Annotated in this window: 19 protein-coding genes; 12 read left to right on the forward strand and 7 right to left on the reverse strand. The window is 56.6% G+C overall.

Annotation, left to right across the window (positions count from 1 at the left end):
* Window positions 1–206 precede the first annotated feature (206 nt).
* From EGK14_RS12885 to EGK14_RS12895, 3 genes are all read right to left on the reverse strand, one after another.
* Window positions 207–968, reverse strand: coding sequence for a glycosyltransferase family 25 protein (locus EGK14_RS12885; RefSeq protein ID WP_125289499.1), 762 nt, complete (start codon window positions 966–968; stop codon window positions 207–209).
* Window positions 965–2,248, reverse strand: a complete 1,284-nt coding sequence (locus EGK14_RS12890) for an O-antigen ligase family protein (RefSeq protein WP_125289500.1) — start codon at window positions 2,246–2,248, stop codon at window positions 965–967. The genes EGK14_RS12885 and EGK14_RS12890 overlap by 4 nt, the downstream gene beginning before the upstream one ends.
* Before the next feature lie 314 nt (window positions 2,249–2,562).
* Window positions 2,563–3,402 (reverse strand): MurR/RpiR family transcriptional regulator, encoded by an 840-nt coding sequence (locus EGK14_RS12895; protein WP_125289501.1) that lies wholly within the window; start codon window positions 3,400–3,402, stop codon window positions 2,563–2,565.
* Window positions 3,403–3,561: 159 nt separating this feature from the next.
* Between EGK14_RS12895 and murQ the strand changes: the two genes are divergently transcribed.
* The 3 genes from murQ (at window position 3,562) to tadA (ending at window position 5,773) form a co-directional block, all read left to right on the forward strand.
* Complete coding sequence (gene murQ / locus EGK14_RS12900; RefSeq protein ID WP_125289502.1) at window positions 3,562–4,464, forward strand: N-acetylmuramic acid 6-phosphate etherase; 903 nt, start codon at window positions 3,562–3,564, stop codon at window positions 4,462–4,464.
* A 118-nt stretch (window positions 4,465–4,582) separates the two neighbouring features.
* Window positions 4,583–5,221: a phosphatidylglycerophosphatase C gene (gene yfhb / locus EGK14_RS12905; protein WP_199746432.1), complete on the forward strand. Its 639-nt coding sequence runs from the start codon at window positions 4,583–4,585 to the stop codon at window positions 5,219–5,221.
* A gap of 39 nt (window positions 5,222–5,260) precedes the next feature.
* The gene (gene tadA, locus EGK14_RS12910) at window positions 5,261–5,773 is read left to right on the forward strand and encodes a tRNA adenosine(34) deaminase TadA (RefSeq protein ID WP_125289504.1); all 513 of its coding nucleotides are present in this window, start codon (window positions 5,261–5,263) and stop codon (window positions 5,771–5,773) included.
* A gap of 131 nt (window positions 5,774–5,904) precedes the next feature.
* Here tadA and mltF read toward each other — a convergent pair whose 3' ends face one another.
* Window positions 5,905–7,362 carry a membrane-bound lytic murein transglycosylase MltF gene (mltF, locus tag EGK14_RS12915; protein ID WP_125289505.1) on the reverse strand — a complete coding sequence of 486 codons (1,458 nt, stop codon included), beginning with the start codon at window positions 7,360–7,362 and terminating at the stop codon, window positions 5,905–5,907.
* A gap of 268 nt (window positions 7,363–7,630) precedes the next feature.
* On the opposite strand from mltF, the gene purL reads away from it, so the two are divergent.
* From purL to glnB, 5 genes are all read left to right on the forward strand, one after another.
* Window positions 7,631–11,518, forward strand: coding sequence for a phosphoribosylformylglycinamidine synthase (purL, locus tag EGK14_RS12920; RefSeq protein ID WP_125289506.1), 3,888 nt, complete (start codon window positions 7,631–7,633; stop codon window positions 11,516–11,518).
* A 599-nt stretch (window positions 11,519–12,117) separates the two neighbouring features.
* Complete coding sequence (locus EGK14_RS12925) at window positions 12,118–13,545, forward strand: HAMP domain-containing sensor histidine kinase (RefSeq protein WP_125289507.1); 1,428 nt, start codon at window positions 12,118–12,120, stop codon at window positions 13,543–13,545.
* Between the two features lie 38 nt (window positions 13,546–13,583).
* The gene (gene qseG / locus EGK14_RS12930; RefSeq protein ID WP_233598493.1) at window positions 13,584–14,249 is read left to right on the forward strand and encodes a two-component system QseEF-associated lipoprotein QseG; all 666 of its coding nucleotides are present in this window, start codon (window positions 13,584–13,586) and stop codon (window positions 14,247–14,249) included.
* Window positions 14,246–15,580 (forward strand): two-component system response regulator GlrR, encoded by a 1,335-nt coding sequence (gene glrR, locus EGK14_RS12935; protein ID WP_125289508.1) that lies wholly within the window; start codon window positions 14,246–14,248, stop codon window positions 15,578–15,580. The genes qseG and glrR overlap by 4 nt, the downstream gene beginning before the upstream one ends.
* A gap of 141 nt (window positions 15,581–15,721) precedes the next feature.
* Window positions 15,722–16,060, forward strand: coding sequence for a nitrogen regulatory protein P-II (gene glnB, locus EGK14_RS12940; RefSeq protein ID WP_125289509.1), 339 nt, complete (start codon window positions 15,722–15,724; stop codon window positions 16,058–16,060).
* Window positions 16,061–16,109: 49 nt separating this feature from the next.
* Here glnB and hmpA read toward each other — a convergent pair whose 3' ends face one another.
* Window positions 16,110–17,294: an NO-inducible flavohemoprotein gene (gene hmpA / locus EGK14_RS12945; RefSeq protein ID WP_125289510.1), complete on the reverse strand. Its 1,185-nt coding sequence runs from the start codon at window positions 17,292–17,294 to the stop codon at window positions 16,110–16,112.
* Between the two features lie 333 nt (window positions 17,295–17,627).
* On the opposite strand from hmpA, the gene glyA reads away from it, so the two are divergent.
* Together glyA and EGK14_RS12955 are read left to right on the forward strand one after the other, a co-directional pair.
* A complete protein-coding gene (gene glyA / locus EGK14_RS12950; protein WP_125289511.1) occupies window positions 17,628–18,881 on the forward strand; it encodes a serine hydroxymethyltransferase in 1,254 nt (417 codons plus the stop codon).
* A gap of 118 nt (window positions 18,882–18,999) precedes the next feature.
* Entirely contained in the window at window positions 19,000–20,151 is a 1,152-nt protein-coding gene (locus EGK14_RS12955; protein WP_125289512.1) for a 3-phenylpropionate MFS transporter, read from the forward strand.
* A 346-nt stretch (window positions 20,152–20,497) separates the two neighbouring features.
* Here EGK14_RS12955 and csiE read toward each other — a convergent pair whose 3' ends face one another.
* Window positions 20,498–21,763 (reverse strand): stationary phase inducible protein CsiE, encoded by a 1,266-nt coding sequence (csiE, locus tag EGK14_RS12960; RefSeq protein ID WP_125289513.1) that lies wholly within the window; start codon window positions 21,761–21,763, stop codon window positions 20,498–20,500.
* A gap of 183 nt (window positions 21,764–21,946) precedes the next feature.
* On the opposite strand from csiE, the gene EGK14_RS12965 reads away from it, so the two are divergent.
* Together EGK14_RS12965 and EGK14_RS12970 are read left to right on the forward strand one after the other, a co-directional pair.
* Entirely contained in the window at window positions 21,947–22,543 is a 597-nt protein-coding gene (locus tag EGK14_RS12965; RefSeq protein ID WP_233598499.1) for a DUF1007 family protein, read from the forward strand.
* A complete protein-coding gene (locus EGK14_RS12970) occupies window positions 22,534–23,535 on the forward strand; it encodes a nickel/cobalt transporter (protein ID WP_125289515.1) in 1,002 nt (333 codons plus the stop codon). The genes EGK14_RS12965 and EGK14_RS12970 overlap by 10 nt, the downstream gene beginning before the upstream one ends.
* 67 nt (window positions 23,536–23,602) lie before the next feature.
* Here the strand turns inward: EGK14_RS12970 and suhB are convergent, their stop codons facing one another.
* Entirely contained in the window at window positions 23,603–24,406 is an 804-nt protein-coding gene (suhB, locus tag EGK14_RS12975) for an inositol-1-monophosphatase (protein WP_125289516.1), read from the reverse strand.
* Window positions 24,407–24,469: the final 63 nt, after the last annotated feature.

Raw genomic sequence — 24,469 nt, forward strand, 5'->3', positions numbered from 1 at the left:
TCGCTAAGGAACCGTATACTACATAGAAGATAAAAAGGAAACAGGGCCAATTGACATTACCGCCCTGACAGTAAAACCCATGCTGATTAATAAGTAACCTCGCCTTATCCTGGTTTTATTTTTTTTAATTTATTCGATGAGGTCGCTTTTAGTTATAAATAAATATGCATCAGGAGGTGAATTTTTTTCTGCCTCCTGTGCTATTTTTAATTTTCTTTCTTAATAGAAATAAACGGCCTGACAAAAGCCAACCACAAACTCTTCTTCATCTTTAACGTTACAGGGCGTGAATCCCTTATCCTGCTCCATATTATTTTTTTCTCCTGCCTTACTAATTCTGAGCTTCTGTCCCCAATAGTTGTTACTTTCTCCAGCGGTTCATAGGTGTTTATCAATGATGGAACTACGCCATGTATATCAATTAAACCAAATTCTTTAAACGTCGTCCATTGATCGGCTACGCACCAGATCGGGAAGAGGTTCGCCAGCATCTTTTTTGCTGCCGGTTTATTGATAACATAGCCGTGTGAGAAAGCTGCGTTAAGGACTTTATGAACGTGATGATTATCATCCGTAGAATAAAGCTTCTTGCTCTGATAATGATTAACATCAGAAAGCAGAGTGACATTACACTGCCTGTTATTATTTTCAGCAATACTCTGCAAATGTTTCCCGATATCAGCGGGAACGGTCACGTCATCCTCCAGAATCAAGGCTAAATCATAGTCAGAGTCCAGCAGCTGCTTATAAGCCTTCAGGTGGCTCATTGCGCAGCCTACTTCTCCTTTAGTGATGGCGTAGCTCACCTCCCTTTTATAGAAAAAGAACTCGTCATCGGCTATTTTAGAACCGTCCACAGCTTTAATAGTAATAAATTCTTTACCTACAGCAGCCAGCTGTTTCTGCATAGATTGAAGCCTGTCTGTAGAGACAGGCAAATTGATTACGAAAATGGCTATATTACTCATCTTTTATCCACTATTACTTTTTTATCGCTGTTGAGGCTGGCCAACAAAATCAGTGTACTGAGCAGTACTATATACTCTATAGAGGTTAACAGTACATCTGTCATGCCATACAGCAACGCAGAGATTACCATAATCGAGACAGGGTTACTAAAGACACCTTTTATGCCATTATCAAAAATCAATTTTATAAAGAAGAATAAAAGAACAAGGAAGCCAAAAATGCCAAACAGCGAGGTGTACTGAAGGAATTCATTATGCAGATGTACATCAATATATTCCAAAGCAAATGAATCAGGATGGTTTGTAGTTATCCAGTTGCGAATTATGTTGTTTCTGGTGACCTGTGTTTGGCCCAGTGGATTTTCCTGAATAGCCACAAGGCCCGATTGCCAAAGGGTAAAACGAGATCCCAGGGATGTGTGGTCATCACCCTGACTGAATCGTGTTATTTCCTGCTGCGTGGTATCAACGCGTGAATAAATGATGCCCTTACCAAAAGTTGCGATGATCGCAAAAGCTATAATAATGGCTATCACCGGTAAAGGTTTGATGAGTTTTCCTCGCCAGAGCGCACTAACCATAATCGCCACTGACAGAAGCGTATGAATAAACATAGCAGAACGGGTTTCAGTCAGTAGAATGATATATATAGAAAGCAGACAGGTAAAAATGATGGCGGTAAACTTGACGGATAGTGAATTTATTTGATTAAGCATCGTCATCATAGCCAACGCCAGCGCGCTGTAAGCATAGGCGGTAAGCGTTGCACGATTTATACCAAGAACGATCCTGTCAACGCCGTTTATATGCTGCCAGATGCCGTAAATGCTGGAAAGGATAAAGGCAAAAGATAAAGAAATCCATGTTAATTTATAAAGTAGCGTCTTACTGATTAGCTCTTTTTTTACGCCCCACAAGGTAAATAAAGCGATAAGAGCAGCTAAAAACCAGCGTTTAGCCGGAGTGAATAAGAGGCCGTTGTCCACTCCGGGAATTTTATTGTACGATACAACCAGTGACCATACGGTAAACATAATTGCCAGAAGCAGACCGGGAAGGATTATTTTAGAAGTAAAAAGCGTTGAGCGAATATCTTTAAAGTTCAGTAAAATCCCAGCGGCGCAAAGATAGCTACAAAAATAGAATGAAACTCTGCTGGCCTTTTCATGGAAAAATCCGAAAGGCAATATCAGTAAAAGTAAGGCCAGAGAACTAAAAAATATTACCCTGGTGACTTGCTCATTTTTTGTATATTTCCGGGAGGAAGGTAATTCGCTCATTTAGAATCGAGTCCTTGGCACAAGGGAGGTTAAACCGTTACGAATGGAGGTTAACTGAATAAATACCTGATAACATTTGCTGGGGATACTGCCGCCACTTCCTTTATGGGTAATCATTGCGCCTGCCTTCAGGGGAGTAATTTTAGTACTGCCGACTGAGAAAATTAGCCTTCGTTTATAACTGATCTATAAAGAAAAATCAAAATAGCCCGCTTAAAGGTAAGCGCGGGGTCTTACCTATCTCTTTGAAAGAAATGATAAACTTCATTGTCGTGCATTTGAACCATCCAGACGGCACGCCGCTGGCGCGAGCCTCAAACCAGCTTCTTCACCAGCGCCTCGCTGTGGCGGATATGGCTGGAAGCGCGTTCGGGATCGTGCTGCACCAGCGCCATAAACAGCAGGTCAGTCAGCGTCAGCTGGGCGGACGTTGAGGAGATAGCCGCGCTGCTGGTAGTTTGCTCTTCGGCCACCGTATAAAGGCAATGCGTGGCGCACTGTTGCAGCGTGTTCGGCGTAAAGCCGGTGAAGGCCAGCACGTTGGCCCCGGCACGCCGCGCTTCCTGAGCGGCAAGGTTGATTTCGCGTCGTTCGCCGGTATAGGAAATTGCCAGCAGCACATCGCCCGGATTTAACGCCTGCACGCTGGCCAACAGAGCATGCATATCCTGCTCGGCCACGGCGTGAATACCAATTTTCATCAGCTTCCACGAAAAATCTTTCGCCACCAGCCCCGACGCGCCGATACCTACCAGAACAATGCGATTCGCTTCCTTCAACAGCTGCAACGTTTCCGTTAGTTTTTCCTCGCTATTGATATCCAGCGTGGCGCGGATAGCGGATTGTTTTTCCGCCAGCAGTTTCTCGCCCACGACTTTTAACGGATCGTCGCTTAAGATCAGGTTATGCACGGTAACAGCATCTTTTTTCGCCAGCGATTCGCTCAGCGCCAGCTTCAATGCCGGAAATCCCTTGTAGCCCAGCTTCTGCGCAAACTTCACCACGCTGGACTGGCTGACGCCCGCTTCTTCTGCCAGCTTCTGCGAGCTGAGATGCCGCGCCTTATCCGGCTGCGACAGTAAAAAATCAGCGAGGCGTCGCTCGTTCAGCGCCAGAGTGGGATAGAGTTGGCGAATACGTAATAGTGAGCTCATTGGCTCCTCCTTAAAACGGCCTGAACACGCTTCAGCACGTCAGCTACCCTTAGAAAAGGCGGCTTGTGTATTAAAAATAACTCTTCGGAAAACGGTTATGAATATAATATTCAGTAATTAATCAGAATACAGAATTAAAAATTCATTTGTGAGGATAGCATGGATCTTGGCGCACTGATTTCAGAAACACGTAATGCGGACACGATAGACCTTGATAGCCTCTCCACGCTGGAGATGGTGACGAAATTTAACGATCAGGACGCCACCGTTGCAGCAGCAGTGCGCAGGACGCTGCCGCAGGTGGCGCAGGCGGTAGACGCGGCGGCCGCTTCGTTACAGGAAGGCGGCAGGCTTATCTATATGGGGGCGGGCACCAGCGGCCGGCTCGGCGTGCTGGACGCTTCCGAATGTCCACCTACCTTTGGCGTGCCGCATGGGCTGGTGGTAGGCGTAATCGCGGGCGGGCCGGGCGCGCTGCTGAAAGCGGTCGAGGGCGCCGAGGATGATGAACAGCTGGGCGTAAGCGATTTGCAGGCGCTAAAGCTGACGCCGCAGGATATGGTGGTCGGCCTGGCCGCTTCCGGACGCACGCCTTATGTTATTGGCGCATTGCGTTTCGCCCGCCAGTCCGGCTGCCGCACGGCAGCGATCTCCTGTAACCCGGACTCGCCCATCGCGCATGAAGCGGCCATCGCCATTTCGCCGGTCGTGGGGCCGGAGGCGCTCACCGGATCGACGCGGTTGAAATCGGGAACGGCGCAGAAGCTGGTGCTGAATATGATCTCAACGGGCGCCATGGTGAAAATCGGCAAGGTCTATCAGAACCTGATGGTGGACATGCAGGCGACCAACATCAAACTGGTCGATCGCGCCTGCCGGATGGTTTGCCAGGCGACGGGCTGCGAGCGGGAAGAGGCGGAACGGGCGCTCCGGCAAACGGCATATGAAGTAAAAACCGCTATCCTGATGGTGCTGAGCGGCGTTGACGCAACGAAAGCCGCTACGCTGCTTGCCGAACACGGCGGCTTCTTACGCGCGGCATTACAGGCGAGTATGCGCTGAAGCGGATTTACCTGCGCCGCACGGTTTTGACATTGTTGTCTCAGCGTCCACTATTATTAACAGCGTTATGACGACGCGAAACGCGTCTGGTTTATGGGTTTTCCCCGAGGAGAAAGGTTTGATAACTGGTCAGGAACGACGTGTGGTGTTTTTCGATCTCGACGGCACGCTGCATCAGCAGGATATGTTCGGCACTTTTATGCGCTATTTGCTATGGCGTCAGCCGATCAACCTGTTGCTGGTGGCGCCTTTGCTGCCCGTGGTCGGCGCCGGCCTGCTTCTCAGGGGGCGCGCTGCGCGCTGGCCAATGAGTCTGCTGCTGTGGGCAATTACGTTCGGCCACAGCGAAAAGAAACTGCTGGTGCGCGAAGAAGCCTTTGCGCAGTGGTTCCGGCAACGGGTCACCGCTTTCCCGGTGGTGCAGCAGCGGCTGACCGACTACCTGAACAGCGTTGACGCCGACGTCTGGCTGATCACCGGCTCGCCACAGCCGCTGGTGGATCTGGTCTATTTCGACTCCGCTTTTCTGCCGAAGGTCAAACTGATCGCCAGCCAGATGTCACGCGGCTACGGTGGACGAATACTGACGATGCGCTGTCTGGGACATGAAAAGGTGGCGCAGCTGGAAAAGCGTATCGGCACGCCTTTGCAGCTTTACAGCGGCTACAGCGACAGCAAGCAAGATAACCCGCTGCTTTTCTTCTGCCAGCATCGCTGGCGGGTAACGCCGCAGGGCGAACTGCAACAGCTGGAGTAAACGGGTATACTGCCCCGCGATTTTTTGCTGGAGGCTCAGGTGAGCGATACCCAAATTGATGAAAAATGGATGCGCCATGCTTTAACGCTGGCGCGCCGTGCCTGGGAAGAAGGCGAAGTGCCCGTTGGCGCCGTGCTGGTGCAGGGCGATACCGTTATCGGCGAAGGCTGGAACCGGCCTATCGGCTATCACGATCCGACCGCACATGCGGAGATTATGGCGCTGCGGCAGGGCGGCAAGGTGCTGGAAAACTATCGGTTACTGGATACCACGCTGTATGTTACGCTGGAGCCGTGCGTGATGTGCGCGGGCGCGATGGTGCACGGCAGGGTGGGGCGGCTGGTGTTTGGCGCGCGGGATGAGAAAACCGGCGCGGCCGGGTCGTTGCTGGATATCCTGGGCCATGCGGGCATGAATCATCAGGTCAGCGTGGAACAGGGCGTGCTGGCGGCAGAGTGCGCGGCGATGCTAAGCAATTTCTTCCGCCAACGTCGGGCGGAGAAAAAGGCGCTGCGCGACAGGCTGCGCGCCGAGCTGCTGAAAGGAGAATAAGCAGGGCGCTGGATAACAGCGCCCTTTTGCAGCAAAGAGCAGAGCGCGCGGTCAGTCTTAAAAACGCATAACGTGTCGCCCGTGCCATGCTCCGGGTGTTTTCACTTCATCGCCGTCCGCCGCGCCCATGTTCAGTTCATTGCCACCTGCGGCGCTACGGCCGGATAGTCTTTACCCAGCTGCGCTTCCATCGCTGCCTGCTGCGCCAGCTTCCTTTCCTGCTCCTGTAAATAGCCCACCAGGCTTAGCTGATAAATGCGGATGTTTTCCACATAGTTGTAGGCTTCCTGGCCGCGCGCGTAGCCGTAGGTGGTCTGGCTGTAATAGCGTTTCTGACTCAGCATCGGTAGCCGTTGCTTGACGTCGGCCCAGCTGTCCGGATTGCCTTTCTGCTTTTCGGTCAGCCTGCGCGCGTCCAGCATATGCGCGTAGCCCATGTTATACGCCGCCAGCGCGAACCAGATGCGCTCATCCTCCGGGATGGTCGGCGGCACCTTCTCCATCATTTTCACCAGATACGCGCTGCCGCCGCGAATGCTCTGTTCCGGATCGGTTCTGTCGCTGACGTTGACGCTGTCCGCCGTATTGCGGGTCAGCATCATCATGCCGCGCACGCCGGTAGGCGAAGTGGCCTGCGGGTTCCAGTGCGACTCCTGCCAGGAAATAGCCGCCAGCAGCCGCCAGTCGATTTCGCTGGCGTATTTTTGAAACAGCGGGCGGATAGCCGGCAGCATACTGTCGATGGCACGCAGAAAAGTGCGGGTATCGACGTAGTCGAAGGTGCCGACGTGGCCCAGATACTTTTCATCCAGCCGCGCCATCGCGCCTTCTTCCGCCATCTGGTTAAAGTAGTCCAGCATCGCCGCATACAGGCTGTCATCTTCGTCGCGCGCCATATACCAGGTCACCGGCTCTTCATCCGTGATATCAAAAGCCACCGCCAGCTGCGGATGGATCCGCTGTAGCAGCGCGATCGACACCGAATCGCCCACCGTATAGTCGAGCTTGCCGTCTGCCACCGCTTCCAGCAGCGCATTCGGGCTCTGATCGGTCGAGATGGCCCAGTCCAGATCGGGATACTGATTCTGGCGGATATCGCGCAGCGTCGAAGCGAAGGCGGAATCGGACGCAACCGTCAGACGTCCCTTCAGCGCACCCAAATTCGGCGGACGCGGCTTGCCCATCCGGTAAACCAGCTGCTGGGAAACGGAATAGTAGGTCGGGCCGGTACGAAAGCGCGACTGACGATCGCTGTTATAGATTAGCCCGGCCGCCAGCACGTCCGCTTTATCCTCTTCCAGGTCGTCAAACAGCTCGCTGAGGTTTTGACGCACCGTGATTTGCAGCTTTACGCCCAGATAATCGGCGAAGCGTTTCGCCAACTCGTAATCCATACCGGCCGGTGCTTTATTCACTGTGTAGTAAGTCAGGGGCGAATTGAGCGTGCTGACGCGCAAAACTCCCCGTGCTTTTATCTGTTCCGTTCGGTCCAGCCCGCTGCTGTGCCACGGGATCGACGGCCACAGCGCAAGCGCGAGCAGTACCGTCACCAGCCCGATGAACAGATAATTAATTTTCAGGCGTTTCAAATGGTTATCTCTCGATTTCTCTCAGGATTCTGTCTGTAACGGCAGTATTTGTGGTCTTTAATGGTCCCTGAGCGTGGGGCATTTTGCGCAACTCCCTGCGGCGGCGCAACCAGATTTGTGCGGAATTGTGCGCTTTTCAGGCAATTCCCTGTGCCGATTAATTCTGCGCAAACGGTTTCGTAACAGGTGGGGATTCTTTATAATGGCGCCCGTTTTCCCCTGTTGCGCCCAAAGAAGCGCCGCCTGGCGCTCTGACGAGAGATCTTTAATGATGGAAATTCTGCGTGGTTCGCCCGCTCTGTCGGCATTTCGTATTAACAAACTGCTGGCCCGCTTTCAGGACGCTCACCTGCCGGTGAGTGACATTTACGCCGAGTACGTCCATTTCGCCGATGTCAGCACGCCGCTTGACGAGGCTGAAAAAGCCCGTTTACAGCGCCTGCTGAAATATGGTCCTTCTCTCGCCGAACATACCCCCGAAGGTCGCCTGCTGTTGGTGACGCCTCGTCCGGGAACGATTTCCCCGTGGTCTTCCAAGGCGACCGATATCGCCCACAACTGCGATCTGCCGCAGGTGACGCGCCTGGAGCGCGGGCTGGCCTTCTACATCAAAGCGCCGCAGCTGACGGAAGCGCAGTGGGCACAGCTGGGCGCGCTGCTGCATGACCGCATGATGGAAGTGGTGCTCAGCGATCTGTCGCAGGCCGAACGGCTGTTCGCGCATCATGAACCGGCTCCGCTCACCAGCGTGGACGTGCTGGGCGAAGGCCGCACGGCGCTGGAACAGGCCAACCGCAGGCTGGGTCTGGCGCTGGCGGAAGACGAAATCGACTATCTGCAGCAGGCTTTTGAAAAACTCGGGCGCAACCCGAACGACATTGAGCTGTATATGTTCGCTCAGGCGAACTCAGAGCACTGTCGTCATAAAATCTTTAACGCCGACTGGATCATCAACGGCGAACAGCAGCCAAAATCGCTGTTCAAAATGATCAAAAACACCTTTGAGAAAACGCCGGATCACGTGCTGTCCGCCTATAAAGATAACGCGGCGGTAATGGAAGGCTCGCAGGTTGGCCGTTTCTATGCCGATGCGGAAAGCCGATATGATTTCCATCAGGAAGAGGCGCACATCCTGATGAAAGTGGAAACCCATAACCACCCGACGGCAATTTCGCCGTGGCCCGGCGCGGCAACCGGTTCCGGCGGTGAAATCCGCGATGAAGGCGCCACCGGACGCGGCGCGAAGCCCAAAGCGGGTCTGGTGGGCTTCTCGGTGTCCAACCTGCGTATTCCCGGTTTTGAACAGCCGTGGGAAGAGGATTTCGGCAAGCCCGATCGCATCGTTACCGCGCTGGATATCATGACCGAAGGCCCGCTGGGCGGCGCGGCGTTTAACAACGAGTTCGGCCGTCCCGCGCTGACCGGCTACTTCCGTACCTATGAAGAAGAAGTTAACAGCCATAACGGCGTCGAGCTGCGCGGCTACCATAAGCCGATTATGCTGGCCGGCGGTATCGGCAATATTCGCGCCGATCACGTGCAGAAAGGTGAAATCACGGTGGGCGCCAAACTGATCGTGCTGGGCGGCCCGGCAATGAATATCGGCCTGGGTGGCGGCGCGGCTTCTTCTATGGCTTCCGGCCAGTCGGATGCGGATCTCGACTTTGCCTCGGTACAGCGCGACAACCCGGAGATGGAACGCCGCTGTCAGGAAGTGATCGACCGCTGCTGGCAGCTGGGCGAAGAGAACCCGATCCTGTTTATCCACGACGTGGGCGCGGGCGGTCTGTCTAACGCCATGCCGGAGCTGGTCAGCGACGGCGAACGCGGCGGCCGCTTCAACCTGCGCGATATCCTCAGCGATGAGCCGGGCATGAGCCCGCTGGAAGTCTGGTGTAACGAGTCGCAGGAGCGTTACGTGCTGGCCGTGTCGCCGGATAAACTGGCGCAGTTCGCTGCGCTTTGCCAGCGTGAACGCGCACCTTACGCCGTGATCGGCGAAGCCACGGAAGAGATGCATCTGTCGCTGAGCGACAGCCATTTCGATAACAAGCCGATCGATATGCCGCTGGACGTGCTGCTGGGCAAAACGCCGAAGATGACCCGTGAAGCCGTCACGCTGAAAGCCAAAGGCGAGCCGCTGGCGCGGGAGGCAATCACTATTGCCGATGCCGTTAAACGCGTGCTGCATTTACCGAGCGTGGCGGAAAAAACCTTCCTGATCACCATCGGCGATCGTACCGTTACCGGCATGGTTGCACGCGATCAGATGGTGGGGCCGTGGCAGATCCCGGTTGCTAACTGCGCCGTGACCACCGCCAGCTTCGACAGCTATTACGGCGAGGCGATGGCGCTGGGCGAGCGCGCGCCGGTAGCCCTGCTGGATTTTGCCGCTTCCGGTCGCCTGGCGGTAGGCGAGGCGCTGACTAATATCGCCGCCACGCAGATAGGTTCGTTAAAGCGCATCAAGCTTTCCGCTAACTGGATGGCGGCGGCAGGCCACCCGGGCGAAGACGCCGGGCTTTATGAAGCCGTTAAAGCGGTGGGCGAGGAGCTTTGTCCGGCGCTGGGCATCACTATCCCGGTCGGCAAAGACTCCATGTCGATGAAAACCCGCTGGCAGCAGGGCACCGAGCAGCGCGAAATGACGTCGCCGCTTTCGCTGGTGATCACCGCTTTTGCCCGCGTGGAAGACGTGCGCCGCACCGTGACGCCGCAGCTGCAAACGGCCAATCCTGACAATGCGCTGCTGCTGATCGACCTTGGCCAGGGTGTGAACGCGCTAGGCGCGACGGCGCTGTCGCAGGTGTATCGTCAGCTGGGCGACAAGCCTGCCGACGTGCGCGACGTGCAGCGGCTGGCGGGCTTCTTCACGGCCGTGCAGACGCTGGTGGCGGAAGAGAAGCTGCTGGCCTATCACGACCGCTCCGACGGCGGGCTGCTGGTAACGCTGGCGGAAATGGCTTTTGCCGGCCACTGCGGCATCGAAGCGGATATCGCCGCGCTGGGCAGCGATGCGCTGGCTGCGCTGTTTAACGAAGAGCTGGGCGCCGTCATTCAGATCGCGGCGGCCGATCGTGAATACGTAGAGCAGGTTTTTGCCGCTCAGGGACTGGCGGACTGCGTGCATATGCTGGGCCGCGCGCTGCCTGGCGATCGTTTTGTGATCTCCTCCGGCCATTCGGCAGTCTATAGCGAAAGCCGCAGCACCCTGCGTACCTGGTGGGCAGAAACCACCTGGCAGATGCAGCGCCTGCGCGATAACCCGGCGTGCGCCGATCAGGAACACGAAGCGAAGAAGAACGCCGATCCGGGCCTGAACGTGAAGCTGACCTTCCGGCCGGAAGAAGATATCGCGGCGCCTTACATCGCGACGGGCGCGCGGCCAAAAGTGGCCGTGTTGCGCGAGCAGGGCGTTAACTCCCACGTCGAGATGGCGGCGGCTTTCCATCGCGCCGGCTTTGATGCGGTCGACGTGCATATGAGCGATCTGCTGGCTGGCCGCCGCGATCTGGCGGATTTTCAGACGCTGGTGGCCTGCGGCGGCTTCTCCTACGGCGACGTGCTGGGCGCGGGCGAAGGCTGGGCCAAATCCATCCTGTTCAACAATCGCGTGCGCGACGAGTTTGAAACCTTCTTCCATCGCCCGCAAACGCTGGCGCTGGGCGTCTGCAACGGCTGCCAGATGATGTCCAACCTGCGCGAGCTAATCCCCGGAAGCGAAGCCTGGCCGCGCTTTGTACGTAACCAGTCGGAGCGCTTCGAGGCTCGTTTCAGCCTGGTGGAAGTGGCGGCCAGCCCGTCGCTGCTGCTGGCCGGGATGGCAGGATCGCAGATGCCGATTGCCGTTTCACATGGCGAAGGCTTTGTGGAAGTGCGCGACGAGGCTCATCTGGCCACGCTGGAGCATAAAGGCCTGGTGGCGCTGCGCTTTGTCGACAACTTCGGCAAGGTGACCGAGCAGTATCCGGCTAATCCAAACGGCTCGCCAAACGGGATTACAGCGGTGACCAACGAAAGCGGCCGCGTCACCATTATGATGCCGCATCCGGAACGCGTTTTCCGCACTGTCAGTAACTCCTGGCATCCGGCAGAGTGGGGCGAAGACAGCCCGTGGATGCGGATTTTCCGCAACGCGCGCAAGCAGCTTGGTTAAGTTTTTCCTTAACTTCAAAGGCAGCTTCGGCTGCCTTTTTTAATGTTTTTAAGCCAGTGGTGAACAACCGTTGCAAAATAGCGACAGGCCGTAAATCAGGTGTCTCTTAATGGCGACATTTAACTTATTGATTATGTTAAGTTCCTGAGGATAATCCTGACCCTGTTCCCGAACGGCGACACTTTTTTGCCCGTGGGCGAGCTCTTTTGACGTTGTTGCGCCGTCCCGTTATTAAAAAGCTTTTTAAAATAAAGTGTTATAATTTAATTTAAAACATGGCATGGGATTTGCTATACTAGGACCAGCGGCTCATTCACCTGGTTATGACAGCCCTGCGCAAGCGGTCAAGCGCTTCATAACGTTCCGAATGATGCACAATACGGTGCCTGCCGTCCAGCGAGACCGATACAGCTCCGGCTCTATCACACTCAGGGCGCAACGTTGAGTTAGGCACCACCTATTCAGGCATGTCGGGGTACCGGCATCGCATCGCATGACGGCAGGCTCCCTGAGCCTGCCGTTTTTCGTTTTACGCTAAGGCTTTCCTCTCGCAGCACACTCCGTTAGCATCGGGCTGACTAAAAACAGGAGAGCTTCCCGTGAAAAAATGGCGTCTGTTTCCCCGATCGCTGCGCCAGCTGGTGCTGATGGCGTTTCTGCTGGTGCTGCTGCCGCTGCTGGTGCTGGCCTGGCAGGCGTGGGAAAGCCTCTCCGCGCTGAGCAATCAGGCGGCCGATATCAATCGCAATACGCTGACCGATGTGCGCCGCAGCGAGGCGATGGCGCGCACCGCGCTTGAACTGGAACGAAGCTACCGCCAGTACTGCGTGCTGGACGATCCGATGCTGGCGAACCTCTATCAGACTCAGCGCACCAAATATGCCCGCATGCTGGAAGAGCAGGCGGCAGCGGTGCCCGACGATAGGCTAACGCAGTCGTTGCAGCAGCTGCTGTCCGGCCTGGCGAAAATAGCGTGCGACAACAGCAGTCCCGTTAAGGCGGCTTCCGACAATCTGGAACGTTTTTCCGCCGTCAACGGCCAGCTGGTGCAGTCCACGCGTAACGCGGTATTTTCACGAGGGCTACAGCTGCAGCGCGAAATAGCCGAACGCGGCCAGTATTTCGGCTGGCAGGCGCTGATCCTGTTTCTGCTCAGTTTAGGGCTGGTAGTGCTGTTTACCCGTATGATCATCGGGCCGGTTAAGGCGGTCGAGCGCATGATCAACCGGCTGGGCGAAGGGCGCTCGGCCGGGCACAATCTTGCGCTGAAAGGCCCGCGCGAACTGCGTTCTCTCGGCCAGCGGATCTTATGGCTTAGCGAGCGCCTGGCCTGGCTAGAATCGCAGCGGCATGAATTTCTGCGCCATATCTCTCACGAGCTGAAAACGCCGCTGGCCAGCATGCGTGAAGGAACGGCGCTGCTGGCGGACGAAGTCGCCGGCCCGCTGACCACCGATCAGCGTGAAGTGGTCGCCATCCTCGACGAAAGCAGTCGCCATCTGCAACGGCTGATTGAGCAGCTGCTGGACTACAACCGCAAGCTTTCAGAGGCGCAGGTGGTGCTGAAGCCGGTAGAGCTGCAGCCGCTGATCGAGCGCATCGTCAGCAGCCACAACCTTACGGCACGCAAACGCCTGATCCAGACCGATATTGCTCTGACCGCCACCGCCTGCCGGGCGGATGAAGCCCTGCTGACAAGGGCGATCGATAATCTCTATTCGAATGCGATACACTACGGCGATGAATCCGGTACCATCTGGATCCGCAGCTGGCCGCAGGGCCGCAAGGTCATCATCGAGGTCGCCAACAGCGGCACGCCGATACCGGATGCGGAGCGGGCGATGATTTTTGAGCCTTTCTTTCAGGGAAGCCAGCAGCGCAAAGGCGCGGTAAAAGGCAGCGGTCTGGGCCTGAGCATTGCCAAAGACTGCGTGCATCGCCTGCTGGGCGATCTACAGCTGACCGCCAGTAAAGAGGCCGACGTCTGCTTTCGCATCGAACTTAACTCCATTGGCGAGAACAAATAATGCGATTATCCTTCTTTTTTCCGGCTGCGGGATCGGTTATGCGGCTGGGCAAATACACGGCGGCCGCGCTGCTGACTGGCCTGCTGACCGCCTGCGCGAGCGACGCGCCCGGCGCTAAAATCGTGGGTCATAGCGCGCCCGTAGAGCCGGAAGCAAAGATAGTGGACTACCGTCTGGTAGACTGCGCCCGCATCTGGGACGTGGAAGAGAGCAAAACCAGCAATCCGCTTTACTGGCTGCGGGCGACAGACTGCGCGGCGCGGCTTTCTGCCGCTGAGGCGCGCGCTCAGGCACGCCAGCAGGGCGGCGACAGCTGGCAGGGTGCTTTCAAAGAGGCGGTGCTGATGGCCAACGGCAACGTCACGCCCGTCGAGCGGCGTCAGTATATGCTCCAGCTGGACGCCTTCAGCCGCGACTATCCCGCCGCCGTACGCCCGCTGCTTCAGCTGTGGCGCGATAACCAGATGGCGCAGCTGCAGCTCTCCGAGGAGCGCACCCGCTACCACCATTTGCAGCAGACCAGCGATGCCCAACTGGACGCGCTGCGCCAGCAGCAGGCGACGCTGAACAGCGAGCTTAAAGTCACCCGACGCAAGCTGGACACGCTAACGGATATTGAACGCCAGCTCTCCACGCGCCGTTCGCCCGACGGCAGCGACGGCCACAGCGAGAAAAACGACGCGGAAAAAGGAGCGCAGCGATGATAAAAAAATCGGCAAACCTGCTGCTGGTGGATGACGATCCCGGCCTGTTAAAGCTGTTAGGGATGCGTCTGGGCAGCGAAGGGTTTAGCGTATCCACCGCCGAAAGCGGGCCGGAGGCGCTACGCACGCTGCAAAACGAGCGCATTGATTTGGTAATTAGCGACCTGCGCATGGATGAAATGAACGGTCTGGCGCTGTTTGCCGAAGTGCAGAAAAGCCATCCCGGCATGCCGGTGATTATTCTTACCGCTCACGGCTCGATCCCCGAAGCCGTTTCCGCCACGCAGCAGGGCGTATTCAGCTTTTTAACCAAGCCGGTGGATCGCGACGCGCTCTATAGCGCCATCGACCAGGCTCTGGCACACCGCGCGCCGGCCAGCGACGACGCCTGGCGGGAAAGTATTGTTACCCGCAGTTCGGTTATGCTGCGGCTGCTGGACCAGGCCAGGATGGTGGCGCAGTCCGACGTCAGCGTGCTGATCAACGGCCAGAGCGGAACCGGAAAAGAGATCCTGGCGCAGGCGATCCATGCCGCCAGTCCGAGAGCCGGCAAGGCTTTTATCGCGATTAACTGCGGCGCGCTGCCGGAGCAGCTGTTGGAATCCGAGCTGTTCGGCCATGCAAAAGGTGCTTTTACCGGCGCGGTGAGCCAGCGCGAAGGGCTGTTTCAGGCCGCAGAAGGCGGCACGCTGTTTTTAGACGAAATCGGCGATATGCCACAGGCGCTCCAGGTCAAGCTGCTGCGCGTGCTGCAGGAGCGCAAGGTGCGGCCGCTGGGCAGCAATCGCGATCTGGATATTAACGTGCGCATCATTTCCGCCACGCATCGCGATCTGCCGAAGGCCATGGAGAAGAAAGAGTTTCGCGAGGATCTCTATTATCGTCTGAACGTAGTGACGCTGCGCCTGCCGGCGCTGCACGAGCGCGCGGAAGATATTCCGTTGCTGGCGAACCATTTGCTGAAGCAGTCCGCCGAAAGGCATAAGCCCTTTGTTCGCAGCTTTTCTACCGATGCGATGAAGCGCCTGATCGCCGCAAGCTGGCCAGGCAATGTGCGCCAGCTGGTAAACGTCATAGAGCAGTGCGTGGCGTTAAGCTCCGCGCCGGTAATAGGCGAAGCGCTGGTGGAGCAGGCGCTGGCAGGCGAAAACACGGCGCTGCCAACCTTTGTCGAGGCCAGAAACCAGTTCGAGCTGAACTACCTGCGCAAGCTGCTGCAAATGACCAAAGGCAACGTGACGCACGCGGCGCGCCTGGCCGGACGCAACCGCACGGAATTCTACAAGCTGCTGTCGCGCCATGAGCTGGATGCCTCTGATTTTAAAGAGTAGTTTTTTTGTGCCGCATCGCGGCGCAGATATGATAGTTTATCTGCCCGGCAAAAGTGACAGACCGCGCGGCGGATCCTGTCTGCTGCACATATACTGAATACGCTTACCCTCCGGCTGGCGAGGGAACAACAAGGGTCTGCCATGAAAAAGATCGATGCAATTATCAAACCGTTCAAGCTGGATGATGTGCGCGAGGCGCTCGCTGAAGTCGGCATCACCGGGATGACCGTGACCGAAGTGAAGGGATTTGGTCGCCAGAAAGGGCACACCGAACTTTATCGCGGCGCGGAATACATGGTCGATTTTCTGCCGAAAGTTAAAATCGAGATTGTTATCGCCGACGATATTGTGGATACCTGCGTGGAAACTATTATGCGCACCGCACAGACCGGGAAAATCGGCGATGGCAAAATTTTTGTCTTCGACGTGGCGCGCGTGGTGCGTATCCGTACCGGCGAAGAAGATGAAGAAGCGATCTGAATCGCCTGTCTGCAGGTAAAAAAGGCCGGACTAGCCGGCCTTTTGCGTATTAAAGCACTTTATGCGGGCCGAATACCTCATAGTGTACGCGTTCGACCGCTACGCCCATGCTCACCAGCTGTTCAGCGATATGCTGCATAAAGCCGATCGGGCCACAAAGATAGAAGTGCATGGCCGGATCGCTGAGCTGTCCTGCGATCGGCAGCAGATCCATCAGGCCCGGCGTCTGATAGCGATCGCTATCGTCGGGCTGCGGATCCCGATACCAGATATGCTGTGAAAACTGCGCCAGCTGCTGGCCCGTCGCGGCAACCTCATCAGCAAAAGCGTGGGTTTTGCCGTTATCCGCCGCGTGCAGCCAGCGTACCGGCGCAGGGTGGCGCTGTTCCGCCAGCACGTGCAGCATCGCCAGCATCGGCGTCTGACCGACGCCCGCTGAAATCAGCGTGACCGGCGTTTGCGGCATAACATTCAGGAAGAAATCCCCGGCAGGCGCTGCCAGGCGCACCTCGTCGCCCACTTTGGCGTGATCGTGCAGCCAGCCGGAAACCGTTCCGCCCGTCTCATGCCGCACGGCAATCCGGTAATCTTTGCCGTTTGGCGAACGCGTCAGGGAGTACTGGCGGATCTCCTGATTAGCAAAGCTTTTTTCCCGCAGCCAGACGCCCAGATACTGCCCGGCCTGATAAGCGGCTACCGGCTTGCCATCAACCGGGCTGAAGACAATACTTTTTATTACTTCGCTTTGCGGCGTAATCTCGCTGATGCGGAACGCGCGCGGCGTCCGCCAGCCGCCCACTTTTTGTTCCGACGCCTCATACAGCTCTTCTTCACGCTTAATAAACACATCGGCCAGCACGCCATAGGCTTTTCCCCAGGCATCCAGCACTTCCTGACCGGGGCTGAGCATTTCATCCAGCGTGGCCAGCAGGTGTTCGCCCACTACCTGGTAATGTTCAGGCTGCACGGCAAAGCTGGTGTGCTTTTGCGCAATTTTCTCAACCGCCGGCAGAATAGCGGGCAGATTTTCGATATTGCCCGCATAGGCGCAGATAGCGTTGAACAGCGCTTCACGCTGGTTACCATTGCGCTGGTTGCTCATATTGAAGATGTCTTTCAGCTCCGGATGATGGCTGAACAGCCGATCGTAAAAGTGGGCGGTAAGGGCGGGGCCGGTCGCCAGCAAAGCCGGGATGGTCGCTTTGATGGTGCTGATGGTACGGGCGTCTAACATGGCGAACTCCTGAGGATTCCTATAAGATGCATATTAAATGAATCTTATAGCGAAACGCGTCACGCTGTAAATAACCTCTAATCAAATAAGGGCATTTATTACCTTAAAAAAAGGACGATGTTGAAAAGTCTGCACATAGATGATGATGAAATATACGGGCCGCCACGCCAGACAAAAAAAGAACTAACCCTTGCCAGCTCTGGAGCCAATCGTTTGCGTAAAAACCCTGCTTTCCGGCTATCCCTGAGCAGGCAAAACGGTTTACACTGTTGGCCTTCGCCCAAAAGGGCCGTTCAATGCCGAATAGATTGTTAGCTGAGTCAGGAGAAGCGGATGTTAAAGCGTGATATGAATATTGCCGATTATGATGCCGAGTTGTGGCAGGCAATGGAGCAGGAGAAAGTGCGTCAGGAAGAGCATATTGAACTGATTGCTTCGGAAAACTACACCAGTCCGCGCGTCATGCAGGCGCAGGGATCTCAGCTGACCAACAAATATGCGGAAGGCTATCCCGGCAAGCGCTACTACGGCGGCTGTGAGTATGTTGATATCATAGAGCAGCTGGCGATCGATCGCGCTAAAGAGCTGTTCGGTGCCGATTACGCCAACGTGCAGCCGCACTCCGGTTCTCAGGCTAACTTTGCCGTTTATACCGCGCTGCTGCAGCCGGGCGACACCATTCTGGGCATGAATCTGGCGCACGGCGGCCATCTGACCCACGGTTCCCCGGTTAACCTCTCCGGCAAGCTGTATAACGTGGTGCCTTACGGCATCGACGAGACCGGCAAAATCGATTACGACGATCTGGCCGCGCAGGCGCAGAAGCACAAGCCAAAAATGATTATCGGCGGTTTCTCTGCCTACTCCGGTATCTGCGACTGGGCGAAAATGCGTGAAATCGCTGACAGCATCGGCGCTTACCTGTTTGTCGATATGGCGCACGTCGCCGGTCTGATTGCCGCAGGCGTTTACCCGAACCCGGTTCCGCACGCGCACATTGTGACCACCACTACCCATAAAACCCTGGCGGGTCCGCGCGGCGGCCTGATCCTGGCGAAGGGCGGCGATGAAGATTTTTATAAAAAGCTGAACTCCGCCGTATTCCCTGGCGGCCAGGGCGGCCCGCTGATGCACGTGATTGCCGGTAAAGCGGTAGCGCTGAAAGAAGCGATGGAGCCGGAGTTCAAGGTCTATCAGCAGCAGGTTGCCAAAAACGCCAAAGCGATGGTGGAAGTGCTGCTGGAGCGCGGTTACGACATCGTTTCCGGCGGCACCTATAACCATCTGTTCCTGATCGATCTGGTGAGCAAAGGCCTGACCGGTAAAGAAGCTGATGCTGCGCTGGGCCGTGCCAACATTACCGTTAACAAAAACAGCGTGCCGAACGATCCGAAAAGCCCGTTTGTGACTTCCGGCATCCGTATCGGCTCGCCAGCAGTAACTCGTCGCGGCTTTAAGGAAGAGGAAGTGCGCCAGCTGGCCGGCTGGATCAGCGACATCCTTGACGATATCAACGATGAAGCGACCATCGAACGCGTGAAAAAGCAGGTGCTGGAACTGTGCGCCCGCTTCCCGGTGTACGCGTAAAAGCCCTACGCCTGCGGGATGCTGCATCCCGCTTCAGAACACCGGAGAGTTTTCCGGTGCGATAACGAAACGGGACGCTACGTCCCGTTTTTTTCGTCTGTACGTTGCCGGAGGAAAAATGGCAATTCGTTCTGCGTGGTGGCTGGGGCTGGGCTACTTCACCTACTTCTTTACCTACGGCGTCTGGCTGCCGTTCTGGGCCGTCTGGCTGAAAGGCATCGGGCTTGATGCGGAAAAAATCGGCCTTTTATTAGGCGTCGGTATGGTTTCCCGCTTTACCGGCAGCCTGCTTATCGCCTCCCGCGTGACGACGCCCTCGCGCCTGATTAGCGTGCTGCGTCTGCTGGCGGGGCTGTCGCTGCTGTTTGCCCTGGGTTTTTGGTTTAGCGCGTTCTGGGTCTGGCTGCTGCTGGTCATGATTGGCTTCAACCTGTTTTTCTCGCCGCTGGTGCCGCTGAGCGACGCGCTGGCCGCCACCTGGCAACGGCAGATTGCAATGGCTTACGGCCCGGTCAGGCTGTGGGGCTCGCTGGCGTTTGTTATCAGCTCGGCGCTGACCGGCGTGCTGGTTAACGCTTTCTCTTACCAGGCGATCCTGTGGCTGCTCTGTGCAGGAACGGCGGCGATGCTCGGCGGGATGCTGCTTCGTCCGGCGACCCCGCCGCAGGGGAGCGACAAGGTTGTCGAACGTGCGGGCTGGCAGGACTGGCAGCGGCTGCTGAAATCATCCTGGCGCTTTCTGCTCTGCGTCACGCTGATGCAGGGCGCGCACGCCGCCTATTATGGCTTTAGCGCTATCTGGTGGCAGGATGCAGGCTATTCGGCGAGCGTGGTGGGCTACCTCTGGTCGCTGGGCGTGGTGGCAGAGATTATCGTGTTTGCCTCCAGCAACCGGCTTTTTGGGCGCTGGGCCGCACGGGACCTGCTGCTGCTCTCCGGCGTATGCGCGCTGATCCGCTGGAGCCTGATGGCCTCAACCACGGCGCTGCCGCTACTGATCGTGGCGCAAATCCTGCACTGCGGCAGCTTTACCATTTGTCACCTGGCGGCGATGCGCTTTATCGCCGCCAGGGAAGGCGCCGAGGTGATTCGTCTGCAGTCCGTTTATTCGGCGCTGGCGATGGGCGGCGGCATTGCGGTAATGACGATAGTCTGCGGGGCGCTGTTCCAGCATCTGCACGGCAATATATTTTGGGTGATGGCGCTGCTGGTGGTGCCGGCGCTGTTTCTGCGGCCGGAAAAGAGCGCTCGCATTGCGGCAACAACCTAATCGCACTGCGGCCTTGCTAAAATACTCCCTCTTTGCGCCTGGCGCATTGGGGGAAGTACATCAGAACTCACGCTTAACGATAAAGCCGTTAAACCTTACGGCGACATTATCATTCACAAAAGCCGACACGGTTCACCGCACCGGCAACGGCCTCTCAACAGGCAAAAAGTAACAATCTGGCGGCGAAGCATCCGCATCAATTGGGCATTGGTTTTATATAAAACAGACGTATTTACAGGCCACGATGGGATTTTCAGTCCGCAAACCTTAATTCCGCGTGCCGCTGTGCCAACCAGCGAAACAGGCGCTGTGCCCGCAAGTTTTAACCTGCTTTTACGGGCCCGGGTCAGGATTCCAGCAGCAGCCTGATGCGATCCTGCTGGTGCGGCTGTAGCGGCAGTTCCGCATGGATCAACGGTGGAGAGTAGAGCGGCAGCGGCGTGGCATAGGGCGTAATCACCAATGCAATACCCTTGGGGGCGCTGCTGCGCTGGTATTCCGCCACGTCCAGATATTTGATGTTCAGCGGTAGCAGCGTCAATTCGCGAAGCTGCTGTTCGATCTCTTTTTCCAGCGCGGCATCTTTTCCGGTTAGCAGCAGCACCTGCTTTTCCTGCAGCACGTTTTCCTGCATCAGCCACGCGCCGAAAATAATAGCAATAAGCCCCATCTCTTCTTCAGAAAAGCGCAGTGAATAGCGCTGTTCAAAGCCGACTATTGCCGCCTGGGTGGTACGCAACAGCCGTGGATAAAGCTGGAGAACCTCTTCCGCCAGGCTGTTATCAATGCCGATACCAAACAGAGATCGCTCCAGCGCCTGCGCCATGTGCGTATAGAGCTGTTCGCACAGGCCCTGCACGTTGCCGATACGGTGACCGGAAAGTACCTGAAATTGCTCAATCAGCCGATAAATATCAGTAAGCAGCTGCTGCTCATAGTCATGGCGGATCCCGGCGAGCGTAGGCGTATGAAGCTGGCTGAACAGCAGGGCAAGCAGGCAGGCGACATTTGCCTCTGGCGCGTCCTTACAGCGTTTCTGCCAGTGCTGCACAATCTCCTGCGCGACCTGGTATTCTCTGCGCTTTGCCAGCCAGGCCTGCTGAGCTTCATTAAATAACAGGGGCGCCTGGCGACCCAGCGCGTGCTGTAAAAACAGCGCCAGAAACTGACGGTCGCGCGGCGTAAACTCTCGTGACAAACCCTGCGCGCAGTGGTGAACCAGCGCATTCAGGTTATGGTCATCATAAAGGGCTTTTTCTATTTGCAGCGTTTGCAGCTGTTGCTTCAGCGCCGGAGAAAAATGCTGTTGAACAAAATCAGGGCTTAGCCGCAGTGCGCGTTTGAGCCAGTGCAGCAGGCACAGCCGTCGATCCAGTTCCGCACCGTCAATCCGATAGCCGTCAGTGGCGTGCTGTAGCAGCGTCAGCCGGTGATAGCGCTGGATTTCTGCCGTGACCTCCGCTATATCTTGCCGGACAACGGAAGGATCCACACTGTTGAGCTGGCACAATAGCTCCAGCGTGACGCTGCCTGGCAGATAAAGCAGTAATAGCAGATGGCAGCGTCGCTGCGGACTGGAGAAAGCAGCTGGCCCGATTAGAGGTTGAGTCATGATCTGCTGTCCCGATAAAAGTCACCCCGCTAAGAATAGCGTGACACGGCCGGACTAAACCGACAGCCAGCAGATTTTTTTGTAGCTTTTAAGGCAGGTCACAGATTTTTTCACCGGTTGGATAAGGAGCAGGTATTGTTACGTTATAACATTTTCATTAAACTGCTGTGCATATCGCTGCTGATGGTAATGCCGCAGGCATGGAGCCATCCTCATAGCTTTATCGCTATGCAGGCCACGCTGGTGCATCAGGACGATCGGCTGACCGGTCTGAAAATGCACTGGGTAATGGATGAAATCACCTCCGCCGATTTATTGTACGACGCGGGCACAGCCAAACCGGATTCGGTGGTCTGGAAAAAACTGGCTGCGGAAGTGATGGCCAACGTGATGGCGCAGCATTACTTCGCCGAGTTTTGGCATAAAGGCAAACCGGTGAAATTTGGCAATTTACCGCCGGAATACCGGCTGTCGCGAGAGGGAAACAAAGCCGTGCTGGAGTTTATTCTGCCGCTGGACGAACCGCAGCCGCTGGCCGGACAGCGCTACACCTTTTCCATTTTCGATCCGACCTGGTTTGTCGATATGACTTTTGCGTCTGAAAAATCACTGCATATGCCGCAGGCGCTGGCGCAGCGCTGCCGGTTTACGCTTAAAACGCCCAAGCCTAACGCTTCGTTACAGGCCTACGCGCTGTCGTTGGATAAAGCCGATGCGCCGCCTGCCGATATGGATCTTGGCCGCCAGTTTGCCCAAACGGTGACTTTATTATGTCAGTGATGCCCGTAGCACAACGAGCCCGTAGCCGCTGGCTTCAGGCCTGGCCGCTTTACCTGCTGCTGCTGATATTTATCGCAGCGGGCGCGGCGGCCTGGCGGTACTGGCCACATATTTTACTGCAAAGCGTGGTCTGGCAGCGCAATTTGCATGTTGAGATGACGGCGCTGCTTCAACAGGTGGCAAGCCGACCGCATCAGGTCGGCCTGACGCTGGTGGGGTTCAGTGTGATTTATGGCATTCTGCACGCGCTTGGGCCGGGCCACGGCAAAGTAGTGATCGCGACGTTTCTGGCTACGCATCCCACGAAAATGAAAACCAGCATCCGGCTGACCCTGGCCGCTGCCCTCTTACAGGGCGGCGTGGCGGTTGCGCTGGTGACGAGCGTGCTGGTGGCGCTACAGCTCTCTTCCCGCCAGCTGCACGTGGGCAGCTACTGGCTGGAAAAAGGCAGTTATTTGCTGGTCGTCGGGCTGGGGCTGTGGTTGTGCTGGCGAGCGGGCGGCAGAATTGTGCGCCTGCTGAAAAAGCCCCGGCTTGCCGTTCGCCGCATGGTGCCTGTAGAACAGGGCCATCAGCACGGCCCGCACTGCGGCTGCGGGCATCAGCACGTACCGGACAGCGGGATGCTGGACAGGGCGGTCAGCGGTAAAACCAAAGCGCTGGTGGTGCTGTCGATGGGGCTGCGGCCGTGCTCCGGCGCGATTATGATGCTGCTGTTTTCTAAGGTGATCGGCGTTTACGCATGGGGTGTGGTGTCTGCACTGGCGATGGCGGTGGGAACGGCAGTTACGGTAACGGCTATGGCCGTGCTGGTGCAGGTTTCGCGCGCGCTGGCGCTGAAGCTGAGTCGACGAGAAAACGCGCAGGGCGATGGCGCTTTTATCCGGGCAACGCTGTCGCTGGCGGGCGGCCTGCTGCTGCTGGCAACCGGCGTGATGCTGTGGCTGAGCGCGCAGCCTGCGTTATCCGGCGGGATCCGGCCGCTTTTTTAAATGCGCGCCAATAAAAAAGGGCTGAACAGACGTTCAGCCCTTTGCCCTTTTTTGGCGAGAGACAGACCTAGCGCTTCAGCGCTTCGCTCAGCTCGTCGCGCATGGTCGCCAACATAGCTTTTACCACACGTGGGTTACCGGCGACGATGTTGCCGGAGTGCATATAGCCATGCGCGCCAACGAAGTCGGTCACCAGGCCGCCGGCTTCACGTACCAGCAGCTCGCCCGCGGCGAAATCCCATGGCTTCAGGCCGATTTCAAAGTAGCCGTCCACGCGGCCGGCGGCAACGTAAGCCAGATCCAGCGCGGCAGAACCGGTGCGACGGAAATCCGCGCACTGGGCAAAGAGTTTACCCACAATATTGATATACGGCGTGGCGTGCTGCTTCAGCTTGAACGGGAAACCGGTCGCCAGGATGGTGCCATCCAGATCGCGAGCGGTGGAGCCGCGCAGGCGATAGCCATTCAGCTGGGTGCCCTGACCGCGTACGGCACTGAACAGTTCGTTGCGCATTGGATCGTAAACCACTGCCACTTCGGTGCGGCCTTTGATACGTACGGCGATAGAAATGCAGAAATGTGGCAGGCGCTTAATGAAGTTAGTAGTGCCATCCAGTGGATCGATAACCCATTGCACATCCTGGTCTTCTCCAGCCAGCTCACCGCTTTCTTCACAAATAATGGTGTGCTTAGGATAAGACTTGCGGATCACCTCAATAATCAGGCGCTCGGCGTCGCGGTCAACATTGGTAACGAAGTCGTTGCTGCCTTTCTGGCTGGCTTCAACGGCGTCTGGCGTTTCATAATTCTTGGCAATTAAATTACCGGCCTTGCGCGCAGCGCGCACGGCGATGTTGAGCATCGGATGCATCGGTCTCTCTCACTGGATGTTAAAGAACGGAAAACGGCGCGGATTATAGCAGGGGGCTCGGTA

Source organism: Erwinia sp. 198 (assembly GCF_003937915.1).
Classification (GTDB): Bacteria; Pseudomonadota; Gammaproteobacteria; order Enterobacterales; family Enterobacteriaceae; genus Erwinia; species Erwinia aeris.

Bases quoted from the DNA above. Each gene is read 5' to 3' on its own strand.
- purL (WP_125289506.1), top strand. From the start codon at position 7,631: ATGATGGAAATTCTGCGTGGTTCGCCCGCTCTGTCGGCATTTCGTATT.
- EGK14_RS12895 (WP_125289501.1), bottom strand. From the start codon at position 3,402: ATGAGCTCACTATTACGTATTCGCCAACTCTATCCCACTCTGGCGCTG.
- hmpA (WP_125289510.1), bottom strand. From the start codon at position 17,294: ATGTTAGACGCCCGTACCATCAGCACCATCAAAGCGACCATCCCGGCT.
- csiE (WP_125289513.1), bottom strand. From the start codon at position 21,763: ATGACTCAACCTCTAATCGGGCCAGCTGCTTTCTCCAGTCCGCAGCGA.
- qseG (WP_233598493.1), top strand. From the start codon at position 13,584: ATGCGGCTGGGCAAATACACGGCGGCCGCGCTGCTGACTGGCCTGCTG.
- suhB (WP_125289516.1), bottom strand. From the start codon at position 24,406: ATGCATCCGATGCTCAACATCGCCGTGCGCGCTGCGCGCAAGGCCGGT.
- glyA (WP_125289511.1), top strand. From the start codon at position 17,628: ATGTTAAAGCGTGATATGAATATTGCCGATTATGATGCCGAGTTGTGG.
- EGK14_RS12970 (WP_125289515.1), top strand. From the start codon at position 22,534: ATGTCAGTGATGCCCGTAGCACAACGAGCCCGTAGCCGCTGGCTTCAG.
- EGK14_RS12955 (WP_125289512.1), top strand. From the start codon at position 19,000: ATGGCAATTCGTTCTGCGTGGTGGCTGGGGCTGGGCTACTTCACCTAC.
- murQ (WP_125289502.1), top strand. From the start codon at position 3,562: ATGGATCTTGGCGCACTGATTTCAGAAACACGTAATGCGGACACGATA.
- EGK14_RS12965 (WP_233598499.1), top strand. From the start codon at position 21,947: ATGGTAATGCCGCAGGCATGGAGCCATCCTCATAGCTTTATCGCTATG.
- glnB (WP_125289509.1), top strand. From the start codon at position 15,722: ATGAAAAAGATCGATGCAATTATCAAACCGTTCAAGCTGGATGATGTG.
- EGK14_RS12885 (WP_125289499.1), bottom strand. From the start codon at position 968: ATGAGTAATATAGCCATTTTCGTAATCAATTTGCCTGTCTCTACAGAC.
- EGK14_RS12890 (WP_125289500.1), bottom strand. From the start codon at position 2,248: ATGAGCGAATTACCTTCCTCCCGGAAATATACAAAAAATGAGCAAGTC.
- glrR (WP_125289508.1), top strand. From the start codon at position 14,246: ATGATAAAAAAATCGGCAAACCTGCTGCTGGTGGATGACGATCCCGGC.